Below are 11,810 nucleotides of genomic sequence, written 5' to 3' on the forward strand. Positions count from 1 at the left end.
CGCTACCAGCCGTCGGGGCGGGGCGGCTCGCGGCGGGTGGCGGGGTCCACCGGGCCCCAGCCGGCGGCCTGCCCCTCGAACAGCGGGTCGACGGGGTCCACGGAGTCCGCGGGCCGGACGCCGCGGGAGCCCCACGGGCCGCCGCGGGCCGGGGCGGGGGCGTCCCGGCGGTTGGGCTTCGGCTTGTGCCAGTCCGGCTCGCCCATCACCAGCAGCGGGTCGAACATCACGACGACCCCGGCGATCAGCAGGAAGATCAGCGGGCCGACGAGGAGGGGCAGGAGCAGGGACGCGGCCGACTCCCCGGAGGCGGCTGCGGACCCGCCGTGGAGGTGGACGCTGACCGCCGCCATGCCCGTGTAGTGCATGCCAGTCACCGCCACCCCCATCACCATGCTGGCGCCGAGGCTGGCCAGGAAGCCGTGGATGGAGACCGCTGCCCACAGGGCGGCGGTGGCCGCGACCACGGCGATGACGACGGAGAGCACGACCGTGACGGTGTCGTACGCGATCTTCCCGGGCAGCCGCATCCCGGCCATGCCGAGGTAGTGCATGGAGGCGACCCCGAGCCCGGTGATCATGCCGCCGGTGACCAGCGCCATGGTGGTCGCGCCGCGGTACCCGACGATGAAGATCCCGATGCCGACCATGACGATGGCGATGCCGAGGCTGGCGAAGGTGATCAGCGGGTCGTAGGTGATCTGCGCCTCGTCGACGCTGAAGCCCATCATGGCGATGAAGTGCATGGTCCAGATGCCGGACCCGATGGAGGTCGCGCCGAGGGCCAGCCAGCCGGCTTTGAAGGTCTGCCGGTTGCGGACCGACCTGGTGGTGCAGCGCAGTCCGAGGGCTCCACCGAGACAGGCCATCGCGAAGGCCACGAGGGGCGTGACGATTCCGTGGCTGAACCCGTCGATCGTTCCCTGCATGCCGTGCGTCCTCGCTCCTCAAGCTCCGATCTCCTGAGCGGTCCCGCATTCGTGCGATCTCGCCATCCCCCGATGGAACGTGTGTTCAGGGGCTGAGCGTAGGACCCCGGGCACGCCGGGAGAACACATGGGTGCGATTTATCGCCCAAGACCACCGCAGGTGATGCGTTCTGTGCGGATTGGATTGTTTCCTGCCCGTGCGGTGCCGTCCCGCGTTGGTTCTTGCGCTGGTCTTCCGGCCAGGCGCTGGCGTCGGCGTTGGCGGCATTGGCGGCGTTGGCGGCGTTGTCAGTGGTCGGTCGTACGGTGGTCGCATGAGCACCTTCGAGTGGACCGTCGTCGAGCCGGACATCGGGCCGCTGCTCCTGGCGGCGACCGATCGGGGCCTGGTGAGCGTGGTGTTCCACGCCGACGAACACGTGCGGGAGTCCGCCTTGCGCCGGCTGGCCGGCCGCCTCGGCGCCACGCCCGTCCACGTCACGGCCGAGGAGCCGGGCCGGCTCGCCGAGGCGATACGTCAGCTGGAGGCGTACTTCGCCGGTGAACTCACCCGGTTCACGCTGCCGCTCGACTGGTCGCTCTCCGGCGGCTTCAACCGCGAGGTGCTGCAGAGGTTGGACGCCGACGTGCCCTACGGCGCAGTGGTGGGGTACGGGGACCTCGCGGCCCGGGTCGGCCAGCCGGGCGCGGCCCAGGCCGTGGGGGCGGCGATGGGCTCGAATCCGCTGCCGGTGGTCGTCGCCTGCCACCGGGTGGTGGAGACGGACGGCAAGCTGGGCGGCTTCGGCGGCGGTCTGGAGACGAAGCGGAAGTTGCTGGCGCTGGAAGGCGTCCTTCCGCAGCCGTTGTTCTGAGTTCCGGCGTCCTCGTGTCCGGACGCGGGGTGCGGGCCCGGGTGCCGGGTGCGGGGGCGAGATGAGAAGCCCAGGTGAGAGCCTTGGGTACCGTTTCGCACCTCAGTGCGAGCTGGCAGACTGCGTCGGTGAGCCTCCACCCTGACGTACCAGACACATCCGCGGCCGGGGCCGCGGGTCCGCGGCGCGCTGCCGGTCCTCAGGACGCCCTTCCGCCTCCGGCGCCCGCAGGAGGAGCAGCAAAGGGCCGGCCCGCGTCGGCGTCCGTGATCGTCTCCGAGGAGGAGTTGCCCGCGCTGCGCCGGCGGGTCACCGTCGCCCTGGTCATCAGCCAGGTCCTCGGCGGACTCGGCATCGCGACCGGTGTCGCCCTGGGCGCGGTGTTGGCCCGGGAGATCAGCGGTACGGACGCACTGGCCGGGCTGGCCTCCACCGCGTCGGTGGTCGGGCCTGCGCTGTTGTCGATGCCGTTGGCCGCGCTGATGACGGCCCGCGGGCGGCGGGCCGGGCTCGTCCTCGCGTACCTCATCGGTGCGGTGGGCGCCGGCGTGGTCGTGCTGGGCGCCAAGGTCGACAGCTTCCCGGTGGTCCTGCTCGGTCTGACCGCGTTCGGCGGCGCGACCTCGGCGAACCTCCAGACCCGGTTCGCCGCGGCGGACCTCGCCCTGCCCGAACGCCGCGGTCAGGCGATTTCGCTGGTGGTGTGGGCGACCACGATCGGCGCGGTGCTCGGGCCGAACGTCGCGGCCCCCGCGGGGCGGACCGTCTCCGGCCTCGGCATACCGGTCGCCGCCGGCCCCTTCGTCTGGGCGGCCGGGGTGTTCCTCCTCGCAGCCGTCGCGCTCCATCTGCTGCTGCGTCCCGACCCTCTGCTGACGGCACGCGCCCTCGCACGCGAGACGCCGTCCCCCGAGTCCGGCTCGCTGCGGTCCGCGATCCGCATCGTCCGGGAGTCGCCGATGGCGCAGCTGGCCCTCGTCACGATCGCCGTGTCGCACACCGCGATGGTGGCGATCATGTCGATGACGCCCATCGCCCTCGGACACCACGGCGCGGCCATCGAACTGATCGGCCTGGTCATCAGCGGCCACATCGCGGGCATGTACGCGCTGTCCCCGGTGATGGGGTGGCTGGCGGATCGTTTCGGCAGGCTCACGGTGATCGGCCTCGCCGTCGGGCTGCTCGGCGCGGCGGCGCTGCTGGCGGGCACTGCCGGGGCCAGTCACGGCCAGACCGCGGCCGGCCTCGTCCTGCTGGGGCTGGGCTGGTCGGCGGGCGTGGTGTCGGGGTCCGCCCTGCTCACGGACTCCGTGCCGACGTCGTCCGGGGCCGCCGTCCAAGGCCTGTCGGACTTGGCGATGAACGCGTCCGCCGGCATCGTCGGCGCCCTCGCCGGCGTCGTCATGGCACAGGCGGGCTACGGCTGGCTGAACGTGATCGGTGCGCTTCTGCTGCTGCCCCTGGCCGCGCTCGCCCTGCGCAGGGCGGTCGGCTGACGGAGGGTTTGGCGGGCCCGTCCCGGTGCCAGGGATGGGACATGCTGCTGACCGAGGTATCCGAGGAAGTACGCGAAGCGCTGTCCGCGGGCCGACCCGTGGTGGCCCTGGAGTCCACGATCATCGCGCACGGGCTGCCCCGCCCGCGCAATCTCGTCGTCGCTGCGGAGTTGGAGGCGCTCGTGCGCTCTGCGGGCGCGGTGCCCGCCACCGTCGCCGTGCTCGACGGGCGGGTGCACATCGGCCTGACCGAGGACCAGTTGGAGCGGATCGCCCTTGAGGGCGGGGTGCGCAAACTCGGCCGGCGCGATCTGGCACCCGCCGTCGCCGCCGGTGCGAGCGGGGCGACCACCGTCTCCGCCACGGCCTTCCTCGCCGCCCGCGCGGGGATCCGGGTCTTCGCCACGGGTGGGCTGGGCGGGGTGCACCGCGAGTGGACGCACTCCCAGGACGAGTCGGCGGACCTGCGCGTCCTGGCGCAGACCGGGATCGCAGTGGTCTGCGCCGGGGTGAAGTCCGTCCTGGACGTCCCCGCGACGCTGCAACGGCTGGAGACCCTGGGCGTGGGCGTCGTCGGCTACGGCACGGACCGCTTCCCCGGGTTCTATCTGGCCTCCTCCGGAGAGCCCGTGGACTGGACGGTCCACTCCCCCGACGAGGCCGCCGCCGTGATCCGCGCCCGGGACTCCCTGGGCGAACCCCGATCGGCGCTGGTGATCGCCAACCCGGTGCCGGAGTCGGAGCAGTTGGACCCCGACCTGCACGACCGGGTGCTCCGCGAAGCGCTGGACGAGTGCGCGGAGCGCGGCATCGTGGGACAGGCCGTCACCCCCTTCCTGCTGGACTTCCTCACCCGCCGAACGCACGGCGCGTCCCTGGAGGCGAACGTGGCGGCGGTCCGGGGCAACGTCCGGCTCGCAGCCCTCATCGCGGCGGCCCTATGACCCCCGGCCGCGAGCACGGGGTCGGCCGCGCCCTCCTGGTCATCGGGGAGGTCGCCACGGACGTCATAGCCCGGCACTCCGCGCCCCTGGCACACGGCACCGACACGGCGGCCCGCATCCGGATCCTCCCCGGCGGAGCTGCCGCGAACGTCGCATGCTGGGCAGCCCACGAGAGCCGCGCGCACGAGGCCAGCGCGCACGAGGTCCGGCTGTTCGGCCGGGTGGGGCGGGCCGAGGAACAGTGGCACTCCGCACACCTCCGAGCCGCAGGCGTACGACCCGTCCTCGTCGTGGACGACAGCGCGTCGACCACGACCGTGGTCGCCCTCGTCGACACCAGCGCCGAACGGACCTTCCTCACGGACAGCGGGGCACTCCAGCGCTTCGGTACGACCGATTGGTCACCGTCCCTGCTGGACGGCGTCGCTCACGTCCATCTCTCCGGCTACCTCCTGTTCTCCGACCCCAGTCGACAACTGGCCCGACTCGCCCGGGAGTCGGCCCGGGCGCGCGGAGTCACGGTGAGCATGGACCCGGCCTCCGCCGGCTTCATCCGGCAGCAGGGCGTGGTCGAGGTCCTGGCAGAACTCGACGCGGTGGACGTCCTCGTACCCAACGCCGACGAGGCCCGCCTCCTGGCAGGACTGCCCGACGTGGCCGCGTCCGCCGCCGCACTGAGCCGCAGCGTCCCCCTCGTCGTGGTCACCCTCGGCCCGGGCGGAGCACTGGTCGCCGCCGCGGGCGCCGTCATCGCCCGAGTCCCGGCCCACGCGGTCGAGGCCGTGGACTCGACGGGCGCAGGCGACGCCTTCACCGGTGGCTTCCTGGCCGCGTGGCTGTCCGGGGCCGACCCGGTGGCCGCGGCCTCGGCCGGCTGCCGGGCCGGTACGGCGGCGGTGACCCTGACCGGCGGACGCCCCCCACTGCCGCCCGCCACCAGCCCCACCGAGACCGTGCCGCCCAACACCGCGCCCGCCGGCCCCAACCCCGGCCTCGCCCCCGACCAGACCGTTCCGTCCGGTACCGCGCGTTCCACGCCTTCCGACGTCACGTGCTCCAACGCCGTGCCCCCGGATACCGCTCAGTCCATGCCGCCCCACGCGGGATGACGGGGGTCGTCGGCCCGAACCACCACGTCTGCGCTCTCTTCAGGTCCCACCTCTTCCTCGTACCGCTGGAACGCGGGCAGCGTCCAGCGCTCGTCTTCTTCTGTGCGTCGGCGCAGTGCGGCCCGCGACAACCCGAGGTGCACCGTCAGGTCGAACGGGAACCAGTGCCCGAGCAGGAACGGCCCGTGCAGCAACAGCACACCGCCGCGGGGCAGTTCCACCCGGGGACTGCGGGTCGCCCGGTCGGTCCCGGGATCCCAGAGGTCAGGCAGCACCCACCCTGTGCCGCCGGCCTCCAGGGGCCCGAAGACCTCCCGCCACAGCGCGCCCGTGTCGAACCAGCCGCTGTAGTACGTGTCAGGGTCGTCACGCCCGAACTCGTACCGCAGCGAGGCGGGGCGCAGAAAGCCGCCGGTCCCGACGACGAGGGAGCGCCGCCCGCGCAGCAGCAGCGCCTCCTCGACCCGACCGGCGAAGTCCCCGCCCTGCGCGGCGGGGGCCCCGTCGATCCCGATGCGCAACCAGGGACTGCCGTCCTCGGCCACCAGATCCGTGACCCTGTCGGCGATGGTCTCGGTCAGCCGTTCCCAGGTGATCGCTTCGAGTCTCACCAGTCCATCATCGTTGAGGACTTGGTGTCGATGCCTTGGCGACTACTCGCCAGGCAGGGCTTCTGGGCGCTGACATGACAGATCGTCCGCTGCTGCAGCTCGACGTGGCCGGCTCTGTGAAAGAGGGTTGCGGGGCAGGGCTTCACCCGGCTGCTGGTGTGGGTGACATCGCGGTGACCACGCCCACCGGATCGGCGTCCGGGGTGCCGCGCGGCCACCAGTCCTCCTGGTCGGGATCGGATTCGTACCCGTACCAGAGGCCGTCCCGACCGAAGCGGATCTGAAGCGATCCGGTCGACAGCCAGTTGCGCCGGGGTCTGAAGCCGGTGAAGTCCGCCGCGACCAGGGCGGGCCCGGCTCGGTCGAAGGGGCCGGCCGGTGGGTCCCACGCCTCCTCCAGCACTCCGAGGGCGACCAGCCCGCCCTGCCGCCAGGCCGCCACGGCACGGGCCAGCTCGATGGGCGTGCGACCGGTCGCGGCGGCGAGGTCGCGGTAGAGCGCTCGGGTGGACGCGGTGAGTCCGGAACCGGGGTGGGCGGCGGCCAGTCGTACCGCGTCCTGCCAGACCGTGAGCGGCGCGGTGGGGTCGACCCCGGTGGTGAGCAGGGCATGGGCGCGGGCCGCCGCCTCGGTGGCGAGCAGGTCGAGCGCGAGGGGGTCCGGCGCCTCGGGATACGCCGGCGGACGCCCGGGCTGGGCCGGCACGGGGAAGGGCGGCGGAAGCGGCGCCAGCCGCCGCGGGGCCAGCGCCTCCAGGGCCGTCAACGTCGGCATCCGTGCCCCGCCGGCCTGCGAGGCCCGCTCCGCCGCCGACCGCACCGCGTTGCGCTGCGACAGGGCCGCCAGCATCTCGCGCTCCCCCATGCCGCGGGCCAGGAAGAGGACGAAGGGGTCCTCGTCCAACAGCCGCGCCACCTGGTAGCAGAGCGCGGCGGCGTGTTTGCACGGCAGGCCGTCGTCCGGGCAGGAGCAGTCCGGAATCAGGTCCCCCGCCGCCGGCAGCAGATCGGCCGCGGTGGCCAGCGCCCGGGGCACGTCCTTGTCGAGCAGTGCGGCGATGTGGTCGGGGCGGTCGACCGCCACGGACAGGAACGTGTCCCACTCGTCGTCGGTGAGGGTCCGCAGCCGGATCTGCGTGCGGTACGGGCGGGGCCTGGTGCCGTGGACGTAGGCGGTGATCCGCCCCGGCGTCACCGTGATCGCGTCGACCAGCCCTCGGCCCGCGTAAGCCCGCCCCCTCGCCAGCCTGACGGGGTCCAGGGCGCCCTCCTCCAGCGCCTCCACCCAGGCGTCGCCCCACCAACTGGTCGTGGACTCCTCCCCCGACCCGCGAGGCTCCGGTGCGGAGAACGTGCGCCGGCGGTCGTCGTGGCGCACGGAGGAGGCGCCCGCGCGGCCCTTGCGCCCCGACGGACTGTGGCGTCGGGTGGCCGACGGCGTCATGCCGTCCTCCTCAGGGACACGAGATCGGCCAGCTCCCGGTCGGTCAGCTCGGTGAGCGCTGCCTCTCCGGAGCCCAGGACCGCGTCCGCCAGGGCGCGCTTGCCCGCCAGCATCTCGGCGATCTTGTCCTCCACGGTGCCTTCCGCGATCAGCCGGTGCACCTGCACCGGTTGGGTCTGTCCGATGCGGTACGCGCGGTCCGTGGCCTGCTCCTCGACGGCCGGGTTCCACCAGCGGTCGAAGTGGATGACGTGACCGGCGCGGGTGAGGTTCAGGCCGGTGCCCGCGGCCTTGAGGGAGAGCACGAAGACGGGCGCCTCCCCGGACTGGAACCGGTCCACCATGCGCTCGCGCTCGGCGACCGGGGTGCCTCCGTGCAGCAGTTGGGAGGGGATGCCCCGGGAGGTGAGGTGGTCGGTCAGCAGCCTGGCCATGGTGACGTACTGGGTGAAGACCAGGACCGAGCCGTCCTCGGCGAGGATGGTCTCCAGCAACTCGTCGAACAGGGCGAGCTTCCCCGAGCGGCCCGCCAGCCGTACGGGCGCGCCCGCGGGTCGCGAGGCGCTCGCACCGCTCCCGTTGCCTTGCTCCTTCAAGAACTGCGCCGGATGGTTGCAGATCTGCTTGAGATCGGTCAGCAGCTTCATCACCAGCCCCCGGCGCGCGATGCCTTGGGCGGAGCCGATCACCGCCATGGACTCGCGGACCACGGCTTCGTACAGCGACGCCTGTTCCCGGGTGAGGGCCACCGGGTGGTCGGACTCCGTCTTGGGCGGCAGTTCGGGCACGATGCCCGGGTCCGACTTCCGGCGCCGCAGCAGGAACGGCCGGACCAGACGGGCCAGTCGGTCCACCGCTTCCGCGTCCTCCCCGAGCTCCACCGGGCGGGCGTGCCGCGAACGGAACGCCTTCAGCGGGCCGAGCAGCCCCGGGGTCGTCCAGTCCAACAGGGCCCACAACTCAGAGAGGTTGTTCTCCACCGGGGTGCCGGTGAGGGCCACGCGCGCGGGTGCCGGGATCGTCCGCAGGGCCCTCGCGGTCGCGGAGTACGGGTTCTTGACGTGCTGGGCCTCGTCGGCGACGACCATGCCCCAGGTGTGCGCGGCGAGCTTCTCCGCGCTGGAGCGCATCGTGCCGTACGTGGTGAGGACGAAGCCGCCGCCCGTCGTGGGCAGCGTCCTGTCCGCGCCGTGGAAGCGGCGGACGGGGACCCCGGGCGCGAAGCGGGTGATCTCGCGCTGCCAGTTCCCGAGGAGGGAGGCGGGGCAGACCACCAGCGTGGGGGCCGCGCGGTCGCGATGGAGGTGGAGGGCGATCACCGTGACGGTCTTGCCGAGGCCCATGTCGTCGGCGAGGCAGCCACCGAGGCCGAGGGAGGTCATCAGGTCGAGCCAGGCCAGGCCGCGGAGTTGGTAGTCGCGCAGGGTGGCGGCGAGGGCCGGAGGCTGCGGCGGGGGCTCCGCCTGCTGCACCAGGCGGTCCCGCAGCGCGGCGAGGGTGCCCGTCGGCACCACGTCCACCGTCTCGCCGTCGACCTCGGCCGTGCCCGTCAGGGCCGCGGCCAGCGCGTCGACGGGCTGGAGCAGGCCCAACTCGCGTTTGCGGGCCTTGCGCACGAGATCGGGATCGACGACCACCCAACGGTCCCGCAGACGCACGATCGCCCGGTGCGACTCCGCCAGGGCGTCCATTTCCTGATCGGTCAGGGGATCGCCGTCGAGCGCGAGCCGCCAGGAGAAGGCCAGCAGCTCTGCGCTGTCGAAGAACGGGGTCCCGTCGGTCGCGGAGCCGGGGGCCGGCCGGATGACGGTGGTGGCAGTGAGGTTGCGCGCCAGCTCCCTGGGCCAGTGGACGGCCACGCCGGCAGCGGCGAGGCGTGCGGCGCCAGGGCCCAACAGGTCGTACAGCTCGTCCTCGGCGAGCGGCAGCACGTCCGGCACGTCCCGCTCCAGCAGGACGGCCAGCGGTGGCCAGACGCGTGCCGCGCGGCGCAGCGCGAGGACCGCGTCGACCTTGGCGCGGGGGCCGAACTCCGCGTCCCCCTGACCCGCCCAGAGCCGGGCCGCGTCGATGACCAGGGTGGGGTCAGCGAGGCTGTGCACCTGGACGAGGGCTGCGCCTGCGGTACGCCCGGCTTCACCCCGCCCACCGGCGCCTTCAGCGCTGGCGTCGTCCGCGGGCCCGTCTTCGCCCGCTCCGTCGGAGCTGTCGAAGAGCTCGAACGCGGAAAGGTCGAGGCGCAGGGACACCCGCACCCCGGCGTCCATGCCCGCCGCGGCTTCCGCCGTCCACTCCCTGGCCTCGGGCAGGTGCTGGGGCGCCGTGGCCGCGAAGGGCGCGCCGGCGGCGTGGGCTGCGGCGGGGGTACGCGGCAGGGTGTCGACGACGGCGTCGAAGAAGGCCCGGACCAGGGCCTCGGGCTCGGGCACCCGGAGGTCTTCCTCGCCCGCCACGGGGACCGCATACGCCTCGGACGGCATGGCCGCGGCGATGGCCCGCAACTGGGCGATGTCGGAGGCGTCCAGCGGGCCCGCGCGCCAGGCGTCGTGGTCGGTGGGGGTCAGTCCGGGCAGCAGCCGACCGCGGGCCACCAGGTGCAGGGCGTGCAGCGCGGCGGCGCCCCAGCAGGTCGCGGCGGGGTGCGCCCCGGGGCGGCTCCTGGCCCGCACCAACAGCGGCACTGCCTCGGTGATGGAGAGCAGCACGGCGGGCACCTTACGACGGTGGACCTCCGCGTCGGCCGTGCCTTGGCCGTCGGAAGCAGCCTCGGGGACCGCGGCGCTGGCGGACGACGCCTCCGGACCTCCGTACTGGACGACGGTGATCAGCTCGGTGTCGCCCTGCGGGGGCTCGCCGGAGGGGGCCCAGAAGGCGACCTTGCCCTCCCGCGGCAGGGCCGCCGGAAGGAAGACGGCGGCGCAGCCGTGCAGCAACGGGGTCATCGACGCCATGTGCACCTCCCGTCCTCGTTGGATCTGCTGTGCCGTGCACCGAAGTGCTGGGATCTACGACCATACGGGCGGGGTGTGACAACGGGCCGCGACCCGAGGCCCAGGCTCAGCCGACGTACGAGCTCACGCGATGCGCTGCCTCACCCGATGGGCGGTGTCGGCCGGAGCCGCCGTATGGGATCGGGCTCGGCCTGCGCGGCGTCCGCGAGCCCTGAGGTGTCCACCAGGGGTGGCACCGAGGCGCCCCGCGGGGGATCGACCTGCGGCAGGTCCTTCTGGGGCTGTACGGCGGACTCGCCCACGGGTGGGGCGTCCGGGGCCGCCCCGAGGGTCCGCTCCGGCCCTGCGGGGGGTGCAGATGACTCGTCGGGCTGCGGGGGCTCGACCGCGGCCGGGGGTTCGACGGCTGCGGGGGGCTCGACGGCGGGCGGGGACTCGACGGCGGGTTCCTCAGCGCGGTGCGGCGGAGGCGGGGGCGGAGGCGGCGGTCCCTGCTGGGCGCGTTCGAGGAAGCGCAGCAGCTCCACAGGGAAGGGCAGCACCAAGGTGGAGTTCTTCTCGGCGGCGACCGCAACCACGGTCTGGAGCAGCCGCAACTGCAATGCCGCGGGCTCCTTCGACATCGCACTGGCCGCCTCGGCGAGCTTCTTGGACGCCTGGAACTCCGCGTCGGCATTGATCACACGGGCCCGGCGCTCGCGGTCGGCCTCGGCCTGCCGCGCCATCGAGCGCTTCATGGCCTCGGGCAACGACACGTCCTTGATCTCGACCCGGTCGATCTGGACGCCCCAGCCCATGGCCGGGCTGTCGATCATCAGCTCCAGTCCCTGGTTCAGCTTCTCCCGGTTCGACAACAGATCGTCGAGGTCGCTCTTGCCAATGATGGACCGGAGCGAGGTCTGGGCCATCTGAGAGACCGCGAAGCGGTAGTCCTCCACCTCGATGATGGCGTTGGCCGCATCGACCACCCGGAAGTAGACGACCGCGTCGACGCGGACCGTGACGTTGTCCCGGGTGATGCCCTCCTGAGCGGGCACGGGCATGGTCACGACCTGCATGTTGACCTTGTGGATCCGGTCGACCATCGGAAGGATCATGGTGAATCCGGGGCCGCGGACGCCGCCGTGGAGCCGGCCGAGGCGGAGGACCACACCTCGCTCGAACTGCTTGATCACTTTGGCCGCGGCCGTCATGTACACCGCGATGCCTGATGCGGCGGCCAGACTCGCCACCACCAGCTCCTCGACCATGGGGGCACCCCCTTCTGTCCGAGCTGGACGCTCTTTACCACGGTATGCCCGGTCGCGGGCGCGGGGCGAGGTCCAGACCACGGCCGGTAAGTCCGCGCGCGCCGCGGACCCTGGCAGTGCACTGCCAGGGTCCGCGGCGCCGCCCCGGGTACACCCCCCCCAACCCAGCCGGGCAAAACCCCACCAAGCGGGGTGGAAAAACCCCCCCCCCCACGGGGCGGG

9 protein-coding genes are annotated in these 11,810 nt (G+C 73.2%); 4 read left to right on the forward strand and 5 right to left on the reverse strand.

The window, feature by feature from the left end:
- Positions 1–2: 2 nt before the first annotated feature.
- A complete protein-coding gene (locus tag ABZ842_RS18755) occupies positions 3–929 on the reverse strand; it encodes an MHYT domain-containing protein (RefSeq protein WP_361537806.1) in 927 nt (308 codons plus the stop codon).
- Between the two features lie 314 nt (positions 930–1,243).
- Here ABZ842_RS18755 and ABZ842_RS18760 point away from each other — a divergent pair, with 314 nt between their 5' ends.
- The 4 genes from ABZ842_RS18760 to ABZ842_RS18775 all read left to right on the forward strand — a co-directional run bounded on the left by ABZ842_RS18760 (position 1,244) and on the right by ABZ842_RS18775 (position 5,332).
- Positions 1,244–1,783 (forward strand): methylated-DNA--[protein]-cysteine S-methyltransferase, encoded by a 540-nt coding sequence (locus tag ABZ842_RS18760; RefSeq protein WP_361537807.1) that lies wholly within the window; start codon positions 1,244–1,246, stop codon positions 1,781–1,783.
- Positions 1,784–2,049: 266 nt separating this feature from the next.
- The gene (locus ABZ842_RS18765) at positions 2,050–3,279 is read left to right on the forward strand and encodes an MFS transporter (protein ID WP_361537808.1); all 1,230 of its coding nucleotides are present in this window, start codon (positions 2,050–2,052) and stop codon (positions 3,277–3,279) included.
- Positions 3,280–3,320: 41 nt separating this feature from the next.
- Positions 3,321–4,223, forward strand: a complete 903-nt coding sequence (locus ABZ842_RS18770; RefSeq protein WP_361537809.1) for a pseudouridine-5'-phosphate glycosidase — start codon at positions 3,321–3,323, stop codon at positions 4,221–4,223.
- Positions 4,220–5,332 (forward strand): PfkB family carbohydrate kinase, encoded by a 1,113-nt coding sequence (locus tag ABZ842_RS18775; protein WP_361537810.1) that lies wholly within the window; start codon positions 4,220–4,222, stop codon positions 5,330–5,332. Before ABZ842_RS18770 ends, ABZ842_RS18775 begins: the two co-directional genes overlap by 4 nt.
- Here the strand turns inward: ABZ842_RS18775 and ABZ842_RS18780 are convergent.
- From ABZ842_RS18780 to ABZ842_RS18795, 4 genes are all read right to left on the reverse strand, one after another.
- Positions 5,305–5,943: a uridine kinase gene (locus ABZ842_RS18780; protein ID WP_361537811.1), complete on the reverse strand. Its 639-nt coding sequence runs from the start codon at positions 5,941–5,943 to the stop codon at positions 5,305–5,307. The genes ABZ842_RS18775 and ABZ842_RS18780 overlap by 28 nt on opposite strands.
- A 142-nt stretch (positions 5,944–6,085) precedes the next feature.
- On the reverse strand, positions 6,086–7,387 hold the full coding sequence (locus ABZ842_RS18785) for an SWIM zinc finger family protein (RefSeq protein ID WP_361537812.1): 1,302 nt from the start codon (positions 7,385–7,387) through the stop codon (positions 6,086–6,088).
- Positions 7,384–10,329 (reverse strand): DEAD/DEAH box helicase, encoded by a 2,946-nt coding sequence (locus ABZ842_RS18790; RefSeq protein WP_361537824.1) that lies wholly within the window; start codon positions 10,327–10,329, stop codon positions 7,384–7,386. Before ABZ842_RS18790 ends, ABZ842_RS18785 begins: the two co-directional genes overlap by 4 nt.
- Before the next feature lie 149 nt (positions 10,330–10,478).
- Positions 10,479–11,588, reverse strand: a complete 1,110-nt coding sequence (locus ABZ842_RS18795; RefSeq protein ID WP_361537813.1) for a slipin family protein — start codon at positions 11,586–11,588, stop codon at positions 10,479–10,481.
- Between the last annotated feature and the right edge of the window lie 222 nt (positions 11,589–11,810).

The sequence above is a fragment of the Streptomyces sp. NPDC047315 genome, assembly GCF_040643215.1.
Taxonomy (GTDB): domain Bacteria; phylum Actinomycetota; class Actinomycetes; order Streptomycetales; family Streptomycetaceae; genus Streptomyces.

Excerpts from the sequence above, each read along its gene's own strand:
- ABZ842_RS18755 (WP_361537806.1), bottom strand. The coding sequence starts at position 929 with ATGCAGGGAACGATCGACGGGTTCAGCCACGGAATCGTCACGCCCCTC.
- ABZ842_RS18760 (WP_361537807.1), top strand. The coding sequence starts at position 1,244 with ATGAGCACCTTCGAGTGGACCGTCGTCGAGCCGGACATCGGGCCGCTG.
- ABZ842_RS18770 (WP_361537809.1), top strand. The coding sequence starts at position 3,321 with ATGCTGCTGACCGAGGTATCCGAGGAAGTACGCGAAGCGCTGTCCGCG.
- ABZ842_RS18775 (WP_361537810.1), top strand. The coding sequence starts at position 4,220 with ATGACCCCCGGCCGCGAGCACGGGGTCGGCCGCGCCCTCCTGGTCATC.
- ABZ842_RS18785 (WP_361537812.1), bottom strand. The coding sequence starts at position 7,387 with ATGACGCCGTCGGCCACCCGACGCCACAGTCCGTCGGGGCGCAAGGGC.
- ABZ842_RS18790 (WP_361537824.1), bottom strand. The coding sequence starts at position 10,329 with ATGACCCCGTTGCTGCACGGCTGCGCCGCCGTCTTCCTTCCGGCGGCC.
- ABZ842_RS18795 (WP_361537813.1), bottom strand. The coding sequence starts at position 11,588 with ATGGTCGAGGAGCTGGTGGTGGCGAGTCTGGCCGCCGCATCAGGCATC.